At 71.4% G+C, this 15400-nt stretch carries 11 protein-coding genes; 2 read left to right on the forward strand and 9 right to left on the reverse strand.

All coding sequences use genetic code 11. The features are described from left to right. Positions 1-206 precede the first annotated feature (206 nt). The gene (locus ACSQ2B_RS12215) at positions 207-1391 is read left to right on the forward strand and encodes an MFS transporter (protein WP_436050155.1); all 1185 of its coding nucleotides are present in this window, start codon (positions 207-209) and stop codon (positions 1389-1391) included. A gap of 298 nt (positions 1392-1689) precedes the next feature. On the opposite strand, the gene ACSQ2B_RS12220 is transcribed toward ACSQ2B_RS12215, so the two are convergent. The 7 genes from ACSQ2B_RS12220 to ACSQ2B_RS12250 all read right to left on the reverse strand — a co-directional run bounded on the left by ACSQ2B_RS12220 (position 1690) and on the right by ACSQ2B_RS12250 (position 10823). Next, positions 1690-3171, reverse strand: coding sequence for a gamma-glutamyltransferase (locus tag ACSQ2B_RS12220; RefSeq protein WP_436050156.1), 1482 nt, complete (start codon positions 3169-3171; stop codon positions 1690-1692). Positions 3172-3184: 13 nt separating this feature from the next. Beyond that, positions 3185-3928 (reverse strand): SDR family NAD(P)-dependent oxidoreductase, encoded by a 744-nt coding sequence (locus ACSQ2B_RS12225; protein ID WP_436050157.1) that lies wholly within the window; start codon positions 3926-3928, stop codon positions 3185-3187. Between the two features lie 9 nt (positions 3929-3937). Next, complete coding sequence (locus ACSQ2B_RS12230) at positions 3938-5116, reverse strand: cytochrome P450 (protein ID WP_436050159.1); 1179 nt, start codon at positions 5114-5116, stop codon at positions 3938-3940. Continuing rightward, positions 5116-6849 carry a hydantoinase B/oxoprolinase family protein gene (locus ACSQ2B_RS12235; protein ID WP_436050160.1) on the reverse strand — a complete coding sequence of 578 codons (1734 nt, stop codon included), beginning with the start codon at positions 6847-6849 and terminating at the stop codon, positions 5116-5118. The genes ACSQ2B_RS12230 and ACSQ2B_RS12235 overlap by 1 nt, the downstream gene beginning before the upstream one ends. Next, positions 6846-8924 carry a hydantoinase/oxoprolinase family protein gene (locus tag ACSQ2B_RS12240; RefSeq protein WP_436050162.1) on the reverse strand — a complete coding sequence of 693 codons (2079 nt, stop codon included), beginning with the start codon at positions 8922-8924 and terminating at the stop codon, positions 6846-6848. The genes ACSQ2B_RS12235 and ACSQ2B_RS12240 overlap by 4 nt, the downstream gene beginning before the upstream one ends. Next, the gene (locus ACSQ2B_RS12245; protein WP_436050164.1) at positions 8924-10078 is read right to left on the reverse strand and encodes a mandelate racemase/muconate lactonizing enzyme family protein; all 1155 of its coding nucleotides are present in this window, start codon (positions 10076-10078) and stop codon (positions 8924-8926) included. The genes ACSQ2B_RS12240 and ACSQ2B_RS12245 overlap by 1 nt, the downstream gene beginning before the upstream one ends. A 97-nt stretch (positions 10079-10175) precedes the next feature. Beyond that, positions 10176-10823: a helix-turn-helix domain-containing protein gene (locus ACSQ2B_RS12250; protein WP_436050165.1), complete on the reverse strand. Its 648-nt coding sequence runs from the start codon at positions 10821-10823 to the stop codon at positions 10176-10178. Between the two features lie 208 nt (positions 10824-11031). On the opposite strand from ACSQ2B_RS12250, the gene ACSQ2B_RS12255 reads away from it, so the two are divergent. Next, positions 11032-11688: an orotate phosphoribosyltransferase gene (locus ACSQ2B_RS12255; protein ID WP_436050167.1), complete on the forward strand. Its 657-nt coding sequence runs from the start codon at positions 11032-11034 to the stop codon at positions 11686-11688. On the opposite strand, the gene ACSQ2B_RS12260 is transcribed toward ACSQ2B_RS12255, so the two are convergent. Beyond that, entirely contained in the window at positions 11651-13294 is a 1644-nt protein-coding gene (locus ACSQ2B_RS12260; RefSeq protein ID WP_436050169.1) for a hydantoinase B/oxoprolinase family protein, read from the reverse strand. The two genes, ACSQ2B_RS12255 and ACSQ2B_RS12260, sit on opposite strands and share 38 nt — an antisense overlap. Beyond that, entirely contained in the window at positions 13291-15396 is a 2106-nt protein-coding gene (locus ACSQ2B_RS12265) for a hydantoinase/oxoprolinase family protein (protein ID WP_436050171.1), read from the reverse strand. The genes ACSQ2B_RS12260 and ACSQ2B_RS12265 overlap by 4 nt, the downstream gene beginning before the upstream one ends. Positions 15397-15400: the final 4 nt, after the last annotated feature.

Below are 15400 nucleotides of genomic sequence, written 5' to 3' on the forward strand. Positions count from 1 at the left end.
CTCAGCGCCGCCGCCGCGGCGCAAGCAGTCCAGGGACGCGGACATCTCGCACATCTCTGAGCGCCGCGGCGGCCACGCGTTGCCGAATCTGAGCGGTCGCCCGCCACCATCAGCAACGCCGCAGGCGCGCCATCACGGTTAGGTTGACCGAGAGGTTTCCCATGCTCAGCTCATCTGAGCCGATGCCAGCCGATGCGGAGACAGACGTGGACGAACAACGGATCAGCTGGCCCGCCATCATCGTCGTCTACCTGGCCACCGTGCTCAGCATGGCGGCGGTGGGGGTGGTCGCAGCCCTGACGCTGGACCTCGCGACGGCGTTCGGCGTGACGAAAAAGGCGGTCGGGCTGGCGCTCTCGATCTTCTCCCTGCCCTCGGCCGTGGCCGCCCTCCTCTGCGGCGGGATCATCGACCGGTTCGGGCCCAGGCGAGTGATCCTGGCGTCCTGCGCCCTGGCCGCCCTCGCCGACGTCGCGGCGGTCCTCTTCAGCTCCATGCCCGGACTGAGTTTCAGCCTGCTGTTGAGCGGGATCGGTTACACCGGGATCGCCGTGTCGGCCCCGGTGATGTTCGTCGCCGCGGCGACGGGAGGACGCCGGGTGCGGGCCATGTCGCTCTGGTCGACCTATGCGCCGACCGGGTTTGCCGTCGGCCTGCTGCTCGCCGCCCCGTTCGCCGGATCGTCCCGCTGGATGGCGCCGCTGCTGATCCACGGCGGGCTGATGGCGCTCGCCGCAGTCGCCGCCGCCGTGCTGCTGCCGTCGCCGCCCAGCCTCGGCCGCACCTCGCTCAAGGACCAGTTGCGCGGCTTCGCGACCGTCTTCGCCGAGGCGCCGGTGCTTCGCCTGGCGCTCACCGCGGCGATTCCCTGCGGCCTCTCCTATGGGACCAGCCTGGTGGCGCCGGCCTATCTGGCGGAGGTCCACGGCGTGGCCATGGGCGAGTCCGCCACCGGGGTGGCGGTGGTGAAGGGCGCAGCCATGGCGCTCTGCGGGCTGGCGACCGGGGCCCTGCTGGCCCGCAGCCCCAACATTCCGCGGCTGTTCGCCGGCCTCGCCGTCCTGGGCGTCGCGGCTCAGGTCGCCGTCTTCTGGCCCGGCTCGAGCTTCGGCTTTGCGATCGTCGGCCTGGGCGCCTGGCTGGTCGCTTATGGCGGGATCACCGGCGTCGCCATGTCGCTACTGCCGACGGTGATCCGCAGCCCGTCGCAGAGCGGCGCCGCCTCGGGTCTGATCGGCCAGACGATGTCGATTTTCTCGTTCGCCGCGCCGACGATCTATTTCGGGCTGCAGGGCTGGACCGGCTTCGTGCTGCTGGCGGGAATTGGGCTGGCGATCTGCGTCGCCGCCCTGCCTGTGGTCTGGAAGCGCCGGACGGCGGCGATCGCCTGAGGCGCCCCAGGGCTTACCCCCTTTCGCGGATGACCGGATCTTGTAGGCGGGCCAGGCCATTAATCTTGCGTATCCAGGTATTGAGTCCGACCACAGTTCAATATTCAATCAGGCCGTTGAATAATTAAACAACATCATGGCCGGGCTTGTCCCGACCACCCATGAACACCGCTTCCCAAGGCTTGCAGCGGCGACACCAAAGCTTCCCTCCCCGACATCGACGTCCATGAGTCGCCGGGACAAGCCCGGCGATGACGATCAAAAAGGAAGATGATGGGGTCCAGATCCTAGGGGCGCCTCAGACCACGCCCGCCCAGGTTTCGCGGCGCCAGTCCGCCGCCGCCAGGGGCGAACCCGCCGAGACCCCGGCGCAGACCACCGCGCCGAAGCGCACGTCGCCGGGCTCCAGCGTCCGCAGCAGATGACCCAGGCCCTGCAGGATCGCAGCCTGGGGATGGCCGGCCTCGATCAGCAGTTCGCCCGCCTGGCTCCGCCAACGCGGACGATCGATGGCCGTGGCCAGCGAAACCCCGTCCGTCAGCGCGGCCAGGACCTGGACCAGGGTCTGGACCTGTCCGTCGGCGCCCGGGGTCGCCAGCCCCAGCACGTCGCCGGTCCGCAGAAAGACCATGGCCGGCGCCAGGGTGTGCACCGGGCGCTTGCCGGGCCCGGCGGCGTTGGCGCCATCGGTGAAGCCGCCCGCCCGGTTGTTCAGGGTCACCCCGCACTCCGGCACATAGACGCAGGAGCCGAAGTCGTCGAACACGCTGACCAGAGACGACACCACCATGCCGTCGGCGTCGGCCGTCGCCACGCCCGCGGTATGCAGATAGGCCCGTGTGGAGCCCCGCCGCCCGGCGCGCTCGAGATCGATCGGCAGGTCCAGGGCCATGAGCGCGGCGCCCTCGCCGGCGTGTGACCGGTAGGTGAACGCCGCCTCGGTCAGCTCGATGGCGGCATGATCGGTCTTGTCCGGCGGCAGGCGACCCAGCCGCTCCAGCGCCTGCAGCACCATGGTCAGGAGAACGCCCTGGGTCGCCGGCGGCTGAACGGCGACGACGGCGCCGCGGAAGTCGGCGGTCAGCGGCACGGCGACGACCGTCTCGTGCGCGGCGAGGTCCTCTACCGACAGGGCGCCGCCCAGGAGCTGCACCGCCCCCGCGATCGCCGCGGCCCGCTCGCCGAGGTAGAAGGCGCCGCTCCCCCTCCGGCCGATCTCCTCCAGCCAGAGCGCCAGCGCCTCCTGGCGGAACAGCTCGCCGGGCTGCACATGCAGCAGCGACCAGTCGGCCGCGCCGCCGGCGAGCAACCGCTTGGCCTGGGCGCGCACTGTGGCCGCCAGCATCGGCGTGACCCGCACGCCCTGGCGCGCCAGGCCGATGGCCGGCGCCAAACAGCTGGCGAGGGGCAGCCGGCCCCAGCGTTCGGAGAGCACCGTCCAGGCGTCGACCAGGCCCGGAACGGTGACGCTATTGGCGCCGTCGGTCGCAGCCTGCGTCATCGCGGCTGGGGAACAGCCCGCGCCGTTGACGGCGACCGCAACTCTGGCCCCCGGCTCGCGCACCAGGGCCAGCATGTCGCCGCCCAGGCCGCAGGCGTCCGGCGCCAGCACGCACAACGCCGCCTGGGCGGCGATGGCGGCGTCCGCCGCCGAACCTCCGGCCAGCAGCAGCTCCTGTCCCGCCGCCACAGCTAACGGATGGGCCGCCGCGACCGCGCCTTCCAGGCCGCTGAGAACCGGCCGGGCGCGCGAGGAATAGGGATCGCCGAAGATTTCCATCTCAGCCCCCTGCTCAGACGGCCGTATAGCCGCCGTCGATCACCAGGCTCGTGCCGGTGACGTAGCGGGCGGCCGGCGAGGCCAGGAAGAGGACGGGACCTGCGACCTCCTCCGGGCTGCCCTGGCGGCGGAGCGGGATGCCGGACGTCAGCGCCGCCTCCGCCGCCTCGGGGTCCGGCTGATAGGACCAGTAGGGGTCGTTGAACGGCGTCTTGATCCATCCCGGCAGCACGCAGTTGACCCGCACCCCCTGCGGCCCGAGCTCGTCGGCGAGGCTGCGGGCGAGGCCCAGCAGCCCGGTCTTCGACGCATGGTAGGCGGGCATGCCGGCGTGCCCGCGCAGCGCGCCGGTGGACGCGGTGAAGATGATGCTGGGGTTGACCGACTTCGCCAGCCAGGGCGCCGCGGCCCGGGCCATCAGAAAGGGCATCTTCAGGTTCAGCCCCAGGGACTCGTCCCACATGGTCTCGGTCCATTCCGCCAGGGGCGCGGCGGGCATCAGGGCGGCGGTCGCATAGAGGGTGTCGAGCGCGCCGAAGCGCGCCACGGCCGCGGACACCACCGCGTCCGCCGCGCCCGGGGCTGCGAGGTCGATGACCAGGACCTCGACGGGGCCTGGGCCAGCTCCGGCCGCGGTCTCCCGGGCCGCGGCTTCGCGCACGTCGGCCAGGAAGACGCTGTCGCCCTGCGCGCTGAAGGCCTGCACCACCGCCCGGCCAATGCCGGTCGCGCCGCCGGCGACGATGACCACGGCCATGAGCGCGCCCTACCGGATCGCCAGCGGCAGGCTGGCGAGCCCCCGCAGGCCGGGGTTGAGGCGCAGCTCCGGCCGCCCCGCGGGCTCCAGGGTCGCGACCTTCTTCGCCAGCACCTCGAAGAAGGCCTGGCCTTCCAGCCGCGCCATCATCTGGGCGACGCAGCCATGGATGCCGGCGCCATAGCCCATCTGGCCGGCGAGCTGGCGGCGGACGTCGAAGACGTCGGGAGCCTCCCAGTACCGCGGGTCGCGGCCAGCCGAGCCCAGGAAGACCATGACCTTGTCGTACTTGCCCATCTGGGCGCCGAAGAACTCGACCGGGTGCAGGGTCGTGCGGATCAGGCTCTGGCTCGAGGAGTCGTAGCGGGTGGCCTCCTCGAACGCCCCGCGGGCGAGGCTGGGATCCTGCCGCACCAGGGCCCACTGGTCGGGGTGGTCCATCAGGCAGCGCAGCGCCAGCCCGATCGAGTCGATGGTGGTGTCGACGCCCGCCGACAGCAGCGAGCGCACCAGCAGCCGCGCCTCTTCCTCGGTGATGTCGCCGGCGTCGGCGCGGGCGTAGATATCGGCGCCGAAGCCCTGGGGCGCGAGCATCTCGCGGCCGCAGCGGTTCCAGATCCAGTCGCTCACCGCCTCGGCGTCGGCCATCAGCGTCTTGTACCAGTCGGTCGGCGGCCCGAACGCGCCGAACACCATGGAGCCATACTGCAGCAGGATGTGGCGATCCTCGGGCGCGAGACCCACCGCATCGCCGAACACCGTCAGCGGAAACGGCTGGACGAGATCCGGAATGGCGTCGAGCCGCCCGGCGGCCAGGGCCTGGTCGACGAGCAACTCGGCATGGCGCTCGAACGCCGGCCGCAGCGGCTGCAGCGACCCGCGCGAGAAGACCCGCAGGAGGACGTTGCGCGCGCGGTCGTGCTCGGGCGGATCCACCTCCAGGATGATGCTCGGCCGGCGCCACGGCGGCTCGACGAAATAGTTGGCCAGGCCGCCGCCGCCGGCGTTGCTGAAAGTCTGGTGATCGCTGAGCGCGGCCTTCGCCGCGTCGTAATGGCTGACGGCCCAGACGCCGTAGCGCTCCAGCCAGATCACCGGCCCCAGCGCCCGCATCTCCTCGTAGTGGACATAAGGATCGGCGCGGAATTCCGGCGAGAAGGGATCCAGGTCAGAGACGATCCGGCTCATCAAGCGGCTCCGGTCCGAAGCGCGCGCCGCAGCTCGGTCGTGGCCTGCGCATCGACCTGCGAGCCGTCCAGCACCACGCCGTACACCTGGCGGGCGTGGTCGACGGTGACCTTGTCGTCGTGCACGTCCTCCAACACCTGGGCGGGATCGCGCGCCAGCGGATCGCCGAAGCCGCCGCCGCCGGCCATCACATGACGGAAGACGTCGCCGGACTGCAGGGTGATCGGCGCGCTGGGCATGGGCGGCACGTCGATCTCGCGGCCGCCGGCGCGGATCAGGTTGCTGGCCGGCGCCCCGGTCCCCCCGCCGTCCAGGCCGTGGGGCGGATGCAGCCGCTTGTCCGAGCGGACGCCGAAATAGACCTCGTCCGCCAGGCAGCGGTACTGGCGTAGCACGCCCAGGCCGCCGCGGAACCGCCCGGCGCCGCCGGTGTCCGGGGCGAACCCATACTCTTCGATGCGGATCGGATAGTCGGCCTCGATCATCTCGATCGGCACGTTCGACTGGTTGGAGGCCATGTGCGGCACGCCTTCCTGGCCGTCGTGGGCGGAGGTCGCTCCCCAGGTCCCCATCACGCATTCGGAGAAGACGAAGGGCTGGCCGCCCTGCCAGCCGCCGAAGCTCGGCAGGGTCGAGCCGCCCGCCCCGTCCGCCGCCACCCGGTCCGGCAGGGCCTGGGCGAGCGCGCCGAAGACGCAGTCGACGATCCGGTAGCCGGTGACGCCACGCGCGCCGCAGGGCGCCGGATGCACCGCGCTGACCAGCGATCCCGGCGGGGCGATCACCTCGATCAGCCGGGTGTAGCCGTGGCAGTTGGGAACCTCGGCCGACATGATCGAGCGCAAGGCCGCATAGACGTTGGACTTGCAGAAGGAGAGCGGCGCGTTGATGCCGCCCTTCACCTGCGGGCTGGTGCCTGTCCAGTCGGCGGTGACGTGGGCTCCAGAGACGGTCAGCTTGAGCTGCAGGACGATGGCTTGCGGATCCTCGCCGAAGCCGTCGATGTGGTCGGTGAATTCGTAGACCCCGTCGGGGATCTCCTCGAAGGCGACGCGGGCCAGGGCCTCGGCGCGGTCCTGCAGGGCGTCGCCATAGGCCGCCACGGTCGCGGCGCCGTAGCGCTTCAGCAGCGCCAGCATTCCCCGCTCGCCGGCGGCGCAGGCCGCCATCTGCGCCTTCAGGTCGCCCAGCACCTTGTCGGGGACGCGGACGTTGACACCAACGATCGCGAGTAACGTGGCGTTCTCCACCCCGTCTTCGACCAGCTTGAGGAAGGGCAGGCGCAGCCCTTCCTGATAGATCTCCGTCGCCCCGATGGAATTCGATCCCGGCACCAGGCCGCCGACGTCGGCGTGGTGGGCGATGGTGGTGGCCCAGGCGCGCAGCGCGCCTTCGAAGAAGATCGGCTTGATGATGTAGATGTCGGGCAGGTGCTGGCCCGAGGCGGCGTAGGGATCGTTGGCGATGAAGACGTCGCCCGGCTTCACCCGCCCCTCGTACTCCCCGATCAGGTGGCGCATGGCGTCGTAGAAGCTGCCCAGGTGCATGGGCGTGGTCAGTCCCTGGGCCAGGGTCTGGCCGGCCGGATCGCAGAGCGCCGTGGAGTAGTCCATGGAGTCCCGGACGATCGGCGAATAGGCGGTCCGCATCAGGATCAGCGCCATCTCGTCGGCGACGGTCTCGAAACCGTTCTTGAACACCTCCAGCAGGATGGGATCGAGATTGGGGCTCATCCGGCGGCCTCCGGCTGCAGGGTGATGACGATATTGTCCAAGGCGTCGCGCAGGGCCGAGGCGTAGGGCGGCACGACGGTGGTGCCCTCGACTTCCTCGATCACCAGCGGCCCCCGGCGAGGCTCCGGGCCCAGCTCCTGCCGGCCGATCACCGGCGTCTCCATGGCGCCGTACGGCTGGCCGAAGTAGACGGAGCGCACCGACGGCGGGAGGGCGGCGGCGGTGGCCAGCGTCACCCGTGTCGAGGTCTTGGGCGGCGAGGCTCCGACCACCCGCACGGTGACCAGCTGAACGGCGGCCTCGGGGATGCTGTGGCCGTAGATGCGCTCATGCTCCCGGGCGAAGTCGCCGGCGATCGCCTGCAGCGCGGCTTCGTCCAAGTTTCCGACAGCGACCTCCACGGGCAGTTCGAAGGCCTGGCCGGTGTAGCGGGCCTCGACCCGCCAGCTGATCTGCACCGGCGTCGCCTCGGCCAGGTCCTGGCGCACGCTGGATTCCAGCCGGCGAAACGCCGCCTCCAGTTCGGCCGGCGACACCTCGTCCAAGGGCTTGAGCAGGGCCGCCGAGGCGTTGGCCTCCAGGTTGGCGAACAGCAGACCCAGCGCGCTGAACACGCCCGCCGCCGGCGGCGCCACCACCGTAGTCATCTGCAGTTCGCGGGCCAGGGCCGCTGCGTGCACGCCGCCGTTGCCGCCGAAGGCGTAGAGCACGAACTCGCGCGGGTCGCGGCCCCGATAGGTGGAGACCGCCTTCACCGCCCGCATCATGGCGGCGTTGGCCAGGCGATGCACGCCATAGGCGGCTTCCAGGAGGTCGCAGCCGAGCCGGGCCGCCACCTGATCCGCCAGGACGCTGCGCGCCTTCTCCGCATCCACCGCGACCGCCCCGCCGGCCAGGGCGTGGGGATTGAGGTAGCCCAGCACGACATTGGCGTCGGTGACCGTGGGCTTTGTCCCGCCCTGGCCGTAGCAGACCGGGCCCGGCGCGGCGCCGGCGCTCTGCGGGCCGACCTTCAAGCCCCCCGCGGGATCGAGCCAGACGATGCTGCCGCCGCCGGCGCCCACTTCCGAGACATCCAGCACCGGCAGCTTCAGGGCGTAGCCGCCGCCCTTCACCAGGCGGCTGGACAGGGAGATGCCGCCGCCGACCTCGTACTCGTCGGTGCTGATCACCCGGCCGTCCTCGATCAGCGAGGCCTTGGCCGTGGTGCCGCCCATGTCGAAGGTGATGACGTCGCGAAAGCCCGCGACGCCCGCCAGGGCCGCCGCCCCGACGACGCCGGCCGCCGGCCCGCTTTCCACCGCCAGCGCCGGCTTGGCGATCAGCCGCTCGACGTCGATGGTCCCGCCGCTTGACTGCATCATCAGCAGCCGGCCGCGGACGCCGCTGTCGGCCAGCCGGGCTTGCAGGGAGCGCAGGTAGCGGGCCACCGGCGGGCCGATATAGGCGTTGGCGACCGTCGTGGAGGTCCGCTCGTACTCGCGGATCTCGGGCAGCACCTCGCAGGAGACCGAGATGAACCGCCCGGGCAGGGCGTCGCGCAGGATGCGGGCCGCGGCCGCCTCGTGCGCCGGGTTGGCGTAGGCGTGCAGGAAACAGATCGCCACCGCCTCCACGTCCGAGGCCGCCAGCTCGGCCGCCAGCGCCGCCACCTGGGCCTCGTCCAGCGGGGTGATCACCTCGCCCTTCGGCCCCATGCGCTCGGTCACCTCGAAGCGGCGGCGGCGGGGGACCAGGGGCGGCGGCTTGACGTAGAGCGGCTCGTAGAGACGCGGCACGCGAATGCGGCGCAGCTCCAGGACGTCGCGAAAGCCGCGGGTGGTGATCAGGGCGGTGCGCGCGCCCTTGCCTTCGAGGATGGCGTTGGTGGCGACGGTGGAGGCGTGCAGCACCTCGCTGAAGGCTTCGCCCGTGACGCCCAAGGTCGCCGCCACGGCCGTCAGGCCGTCGATCACGCCGCGGGCGTAGTCGTCGGGGGTCGAGGGCGTCTTGCCGGTGACCAGCACGCCTTCGGGGGTGAGGCAGGCGACGTCGGTGAAGGTGCCGCCGATGTCGGCCGCGATCCGATAGGACATCAGCCGCACCTCAGGCGTTCGAGCTTGGCCTCGTCCACCGTGACGCCCAGGCCGGGCGCCTCCAGCGGCAAGAGGGCGCCGTCCTGCACCGCGAAGGGTTCGGCGCAGATATCGTCGAGGAAATAGGCCCCGCCGATCTTGTACGGGTGAGCCCCTGCGGGCGCGCTGATCGGGATGACGCTGGCGAGCGTCACCGCGGGCGAGGCCAGGGCGAAGTGGATGTTGGCCGCATTGCCGACAGCCGACTCGATCGAGCCGTTGACGTCGCAGGGCAGGTTCCCCGCCTCCGCCACCGCCGCCACCTTGCGCGCGCCGACAAAGCCCCCGGCCTTGGCCAGGTAGATGGACAGGCCATCCGCGCCCCGCGCCGACCAGACATCCAGGGCGTCGTGGACGTCCCAGCAGGACTCGTCGGCGATCACCGGCAGGAAGGTGGAGCCCGTGACCTCGGCCATGGCCCGCAGGCCCACCGTGGGCTGCTCGACGCAGTCGGCGCCCGCCTGGGCCAGCTCGGCGACGACGCGGACCGCGGTCTTGGGCTCGCGATAGCCCTGGTTGGCGTCGAGCCGCAGGTTGATGTTCGGCCCCAGGGTCTTGCGAAGCTCGCGCACCAGCCGCACGTCGCGGTCGGCGTCGACGCCGCCCTTGATCTGCAGGGCCTTCAGCCCGTCCTCCGCCGCTCCGACCGCCTCGGCCAGCGCCTGGGCATCGTCCATCAGGCCGATCATGTGCGCCACCGGCACGGACTGGCGGCAGGCGCCGCCGAGCAGGCGGTAGAGCGGCAAGCCGACGGCCTTGCCCCAGATGTCGTGGACGGCGATGTCGACCGCGCACTTGGCGTAATTGCCGCCGACCAGGACCTCGTCCATCGCCTGGCGCACGGCGGTCACCGCGGTCGGATCGCGGCCGAGCAGCCGCGGCTGCAGCACGGTCTCGACCATGGAGACGACGCTCGCCATCGTCTCGCCGGCGCGACGGCCGAAGTCGCCGCCCCAGTCCGGCAGCGGCGTCGCCTCGCCATAGCCAACCAGGCCGTCGTCCGTGCGCACCCGCACCAGGACGAAACCGCCCAGGGACTCCTTCAACCCCGCCCAGCGGAAATCGCGCCGGAGCGGCAGACGAAACGGGATGGCCTCGAGGGATGTGATCTTCATCCCGGCGACCCTGCCGGCGCCGGCCCTGCACGGCCAGCGGAATTTTCCGATCGGAAAATTTTGGCGGCGAGCAGCCTTTCTGGTGCGCGCAGCCCGCCTAATCTTCGGGCGCCATTCCCACCGCGCGGGCGGTCGGATGCATGAAGCGGGTCACCTGGCTGGCGCCCCAGTTCATGTCGAACGCCACCGAGAGGATCCGCGCGTCGTCCGCGCTGGTGGAGATGAACAGGTGCCGCATGCCGCTGTCGAAATAGGCGCTCTCGCCGGTCGCCAGCCGGAAGGGCGCATACTGGTCGGTGTGGACCTCGATCTCGCCGGACAGGACGTAGACGAACTCCTCGCCCGGGTGCGCGCTCCAATGGTCGAAGGCCTCCGGCGTGCGCGCCCGCACCGTCATCTCCAGCGGCGCCATCGCCTTGCGCGACAGCTCGACCCCATGGGCGATATAGTCGTATTGGCCGCTGGTGAACCGCGCGCCCTCGCCCGACCGGGTCACCGTCTTGCGGCCCGAGACCCGACTCTTGCGGCCCGACTGGACCAGGTCCTCCAGGCTCATGTCCAGCCCGTCGGCGATCCGCTGGATAATGTCGAAGGAGGGTGAGATCTGCCCGTTCTCGATCTTCGAGAGGGTGGAGACAGCCACGCCCGTGCGGCCCGACGTCTCCGTCAGGGTCAGTCCGGCCTCGCGCCGGATCGCCTTCAGCCGCGAGCCGATCTCGCTGATCGACGAACTGCCCTGCGCCATAGGTCCTCCGCAACGCGCCTGTCGCAGTCCCGCCCGTCCACCGCAAGACGATGCGCCGGCGAACTTTGATTTCCAATCGGAAAACTGCAGCCGCCGCCTCGCCCCTATCCAGGCGCCCCCGACGTTGACGGCCCAGGCCCGCTTGCCTATCAGCCTCGCACAGTCCGCGGGTGCGGGCCGACTCATCCACTCGCCGAAAGGAACCGCCGTGCAAGAGCGCCTGATCAAGGGAGCCGGCTCGCAGCAGGTGGCCGCCAGCCTTCTCGCCGCCGGGGTGATCCGCTTCTACAAGGACGAGCCCTTCACCTTCACCTCGGGGCTGAAGAGCCCGGTCTATGTGAACATCCGCGGCCTGCTCAGCGCGCCGCAGCGCGACGAGGTCATTCGCATCTGGTGCGAGGGCCTGAAGACGCTTCCGGACTTCGACATCGCCGTCGGCGGCGAGACCGCCGGCATCCCCTACGCCGCCTTCGTGGCCGCGCAGATGGGAAAGCCGATGGCCTACGTCCGCAAGAAGACCAAAGATTTCGGCATGAAGAGCCAGATCGAGGGCGGCGACATCGCCGGCAAGCGCTGCCCGCTGATCGAGGACCTGACTACCGACGGCGGCTCCAAGATCACCTTCGTCGAGGTGATGCGCGCGGCCGGCGCCATCGTCGACCTGACCACCTCGATCTTCTACTACGGCATCTATCCGGAGACGGCCGATCGCCTGGCCGCGCACGACCTGTCGCTCTTCTATCTCTGCGACTGGGCCGACGTGCTGCAGTCGGGCGGGGCGGACGGCTATTTCGACGCCGACCAACGCGCGGAGCTGGCCGACTTCCTCAGCAATCCGCAAGGCTGGAAGCCGCGCCGGGGCTGACCCGGCCGTCCTCGGCGTCGCGGGCGAGGTCTTCGGCCGCCCGCTCGGCCGGGTCGCCCAGGCCTGCGCCGCCGGGGACCTTCAGCACCAGCCGATCGCCGGCCGGGATGCGCTGAAGCCCCTTGGCGCGCAGCGGCGCGCCAGACGCCAGGCTGACGGTTCCCGCCGCACCGTCCCGGCCGCCGTCGCGGCCGCGGGCCGGGTTGGCGACCCGCTCGTACATCGCCAGGACCTCGAAGCTGTCGCCGAAGCGGCCGCCGACCTCGACCACCTGGCCGAGCCCGCCGCGATGGCGCCCGGCCCCGCCGCTGTCCGCCCAGAGCTCCTTGCGCCAGATCACCACCGGCGCCCCGGCCTCGGTCACCTCCACCGGCATGGCGCGGACGCCGCTCGGGAAGGCGGTGGCGTCCAGCCCATCGAGGCCCGGCCGCGCGCCGGAGCCGCCGCTGTTGAAGAAGACCGTGTCGAACCGTTCCACGGCGTCACGGCCCCTCGTCTCGCCGCGCAGCTGGACGCTCCACAGGCAGGACGAGCCCTCGGCCGGCGTGCGCCCGGGCAGGGCCTGGGACAGGCAGCCGAACATCAGGTCCGGCAGCATCTGACCCACCACATGGCGCGCCGCCACGGGCGCCGGCCGCTGGGCGTTGAGGATCGAGCCCTCCGGCGCCTCGACGAGGAAGGGCTTCAGCGCCCCGTAGTTGTTCGGCACGTCCGGGGCCACCACGCACTTCAGGCCGAAGACCGCATAGGCCCGGCAGTAGTTCATCACCACATTGATCCCGTGCGGGACCGCCGGGTCGGTGCCGGCGAAGTCGACGGCCATCTCGCCGCCGCGAATGGTGAGCTGGGCGCGCAGGGTGATCGGCGCATCATAGCCGTCGAGGACGAGCTCGCTCGACCAGACGCCGTCGGGCAGGGCCTCGATGGCTGTGCGGGTGGCGGCCAGCGACTGTTCGAGGATGTAGTCGCCGACCTCGTCCAACGTCTCCTGGCCGAACTCGACCAGCATGTCGCGCAGCCGCCGGGCGCCGGTCTCGTTGCTGGCGATATAGGAGAGGACGTCGCCCTCCACCTGCATCGGCGTGCGCACGTTCTGGCGCAGCATCTCCAGCAGGGACTCATTCAGCTCGCCCGCCGAGGCCAGCTTGAGGAGCGGGATCTGCAGCCCTTCTTCGAAGATCGAGCGCCCGTCCGGCCCCTGCCCCAGGCCGCCGATGTCGAGCTGGTGGCAGCAGCAGCCGACCAGGGCCGCCAGCCGGCCGCCCGCGAAGACCGGGCTGACGACGGTGACGTCGTGCAGGTGGCCGGCGGTCAGCCAAGGATCGTTGGTGATGAAGTGGTCGCCCTCGCGCATGCTCTCGGGCGGGAACTTGGCCAGGAAGTGCCGCACGCCCTCGGCCATGGAGTTGACGTGGCCGGGCGTGCCGGTGACCGCCTCGGCGACCATCCGCCCCTGGGTGTCGAACACCGCCGCCGAGAGGTCGCCGGCGTCGCGCACCGTGGTCGAGAAGGCGGTGCGCATCAGGGTCTGCGCCTGCTCCTCGACGATGGCGATCAGGCGGGTCCACATCACCTGCATGCGCAGGTCGTCGAGACGGCCGATCATGACGGCGCTCCTTGCACTGGGCGGCGGTCGAGCACCAGGTAGCCGTAGGCGTCGACGCAGAGGTCGAAGGCCGCCGGCGCCACGGTGGTGGTCTGGTCCTCCACCACCAGCAGCGGGCCGCGCAGCCAGTCGCCGGGCGACAGGGTCTCGCGGCGGACGACGCCGTAGGATCGGACCGCGCCGCTGGCCGGGTCGAACACCTCGCGCCAGGCGCCGGGCGTGACTTCGCGCAGGCGGCCGACCGGCTCGCGCAGCTGCGGCCGCCAGCCGCCGGCCGAGACATTGACCCGCCAGGTGAGGATCTCGATCGGCAGTTGCGGAATGGTGCGGCCGTACTGGCGGCGATAGGCGGTCTCGAAGATCTCCAGCAGCACAGCCTCGTCGCCGTCGCCGAGCCTGCGGGCCGGGATCTCGACGGAGATCTCATAGCCCTGGCCGACATAGCGGGCGTAGGCGGTCCGGCGTTCGACGCGTTCGGCCGAGGGCGCGCCCTGGCGCACCAGGCCGTGCGCCGTCTCGGACATCTCCGCCAGCACGGCGTTCACCCCGTCGAGGTCGACCTGGCCCAGGCGCTCGCGACGACTGCGCGAGATCTCATAGCCGATCGGCGCCCGTAGGAAGCCCACCGCCGAGCCCACGCCGGCTCCGCTGGGGACGATCACCCGCGAGACGCCCAGCTTCTCGGCGATGCGGCCGGCGTGCAGCGGCGCCGCTCCGCCGAACGCGACCATGGTGCGGTCCTCGACCGCCGCGCCCTGCTCGACCGCATGGGCGCGGGTGGCGCTGGCCATGACCTCGTCGACGATCTCGCCGACGCCGAACGCCAGCAGGCGGGCGTCGCCGGCCGGATCGAGCCTGCGCAGCGCCGTCTCGGCGGCGGTCGGGTCCAGGCGGATCGTCCCGGCGGCGAAAGCCTCCGGGTCCACCCGGCCCATCATCAGGTCGGCGTCGGTGACGGTGGGCTCGGTTCCGCCGCGGCCGTAGCAGGCGGGACCCGGTTCGGAGGCGGCGCTCTGCGGGCCGACATTCAGTCGGCCGACCCGGTCGAGGTGGGCGATGGAGCCGCCGCCGGCGCCGATCTCCACCATCTCGACGACAGGAATGCGCAGCGGCAGGCCGCTGCCCTTGCGGAAGCGATGGACGCGGGCGACCTCGAAGCCCTGGGACATCTGCGGGCGGCCGTCGTCGATGAAGCAGATCTTGGCGGTGGTGCCGCCGACGTCCAGCGCCAGCATGCGCTCGACCCCGCGCTCGGCGGCGATGCTGGCGGCGAAGATCGCCCCGCCCGCCGGGCCGGATTCCACCAGCCGCACTGGGAAGCGCGCAGCGGTGTCAAGACTGGTCAGCCCGCCCGAGGACAGCATCAGGAACAGCGGGCAGTCGAAGCCCGCCTGCGCCAGCTTGCGTTCCAGCTGGCGCAGATAGGCGTCCATCAGCGGCCGGACATAGGCGTTGGCCGCCGTCGTGGAGAAGCGCTCGTACTCGCGGATCTCCGGCGAGACCTCGCTGGAGAGCGACAGGCTCGCCTGCGGCAGGCGCTCGGCCAGGATGGCGGCGGCGGCGCGCTCGTGGGCGGGGTTGGCGTAGCTGTGCAGGAAGCCGATGGCGACGCTTTCCACCCCGGCCGCCTCGAAGGCCTCGGCCGCGCGCTCTACCGCCGCGACGTCGAGGGCCAGCAGCACCTCGCCGTCCGCCGCCACGCGCTCGGCGGCGGTCAGGCGCAGCTTGCGCGGAACCAGCGGCGCGGGCTTGGCGATCGACAGGTCGTACTGATCGAAGCGGCTTTCCGAGCCCATCTCCAGAACGTCGCGGAAGCCTTCGGTCGTCAGCAGGCCGGTCACCGCGCCCCGGCGGGCGATCAGCGCATTGGTCGCCAGCGTGGTGCCATGCACCATCAGGCCGACGTCCGCGGGCGAAAGCCCCGCCTGCGCCAGCAGCTCGGCCACGCCCTCCAGCAGCGCCCGTTCCGGCGCGTCGTAGGTCGTCAGCCGCTTGGTCGAGAAGCGGCGCTCGCCATCCTCCAGGACGATGTCGGTGAAGGTCCCGCCAATGTCCGACCCGATGCGGGCTCGACGCCCACCGTTCACATCGCTGCGCGCCATCGCC

Source organism: Phenylobacterium sp. LjRoot225, from assembly GCF_964252855.1.
Classification (GTDB): domain Bacteria; phylum Pseudomonadota; class Alphaproteobacteria; order Caulobacterales; family Caulobacteraceae; genus Phenylobacterium.

Coding starts and splice junctions, on each gene's coding strand:
- ACSQ2B_RS12250 (WP_436050165.1), bottom strand. CDS start 10,823: ATGGCGCAGGGCAGTTCGTCGATCAGCGAGATCGGCTCGCGGCTGAAG.
- ACSQ2B_RS12220 (WP_436050156.1), bottom strand. CDS start 3,171: ATGGAAATCTTCGGCGATCCCTATTCCTCGCGCGCCCGGCCGGTTCTC.
- ACSQ2B_RS12235 (WP_436050160.1), bottom strand. CDS start 6,849: ATGAGCCCCAATCTCGATCCCATCCTGCTGGAGGTGTTCAAGAACGGT.
- ACSQ2B_RS12245 (WP_436050164.1), bottom strand. CDS start 10,078: ATGAAGATCACATCCCTCGAGGCCATCCCGTTTCGTCTGCCGCTCCGG.
- ACSQ2B_RS12260 (WP_436050169.1), bottom strand. CDS start 13,294: ATGATCGGCCGTCTCGACGACCTGCGCATGCAGGTGATGTGGACCCGC.
- ACSQ2B_RS12265 (WP_436050171.1), bottom strand. CDS start 15,396: ATGGCGCGCAGCGATGTGAACGGTGGGCGTCGAGCCCGCATCGGGTCG.
- ACSQ2B_RS12230 (WP_436050159.1), bottom strand. CDS start 5,116: ATGAGCCGGATCGTCTCTGACCTGGATCCCTTCTCGCCGGAATTCCGC.
- ACSQ2B_RS12240 (WP_436050162.1), bottom strand. CDS start 8,924: ATGTCCTATCGGATCGCGGCCGACATCGGCGGCACCTTCACCGACGTC.
- ACSQ2B_RS12225 (WP_436050157.1), bottom strand. CDS start 3,928: ATGGCCGTGGTCATCGTCGCCGGCGGCGCGACCGGCATTGGCCGGGCG.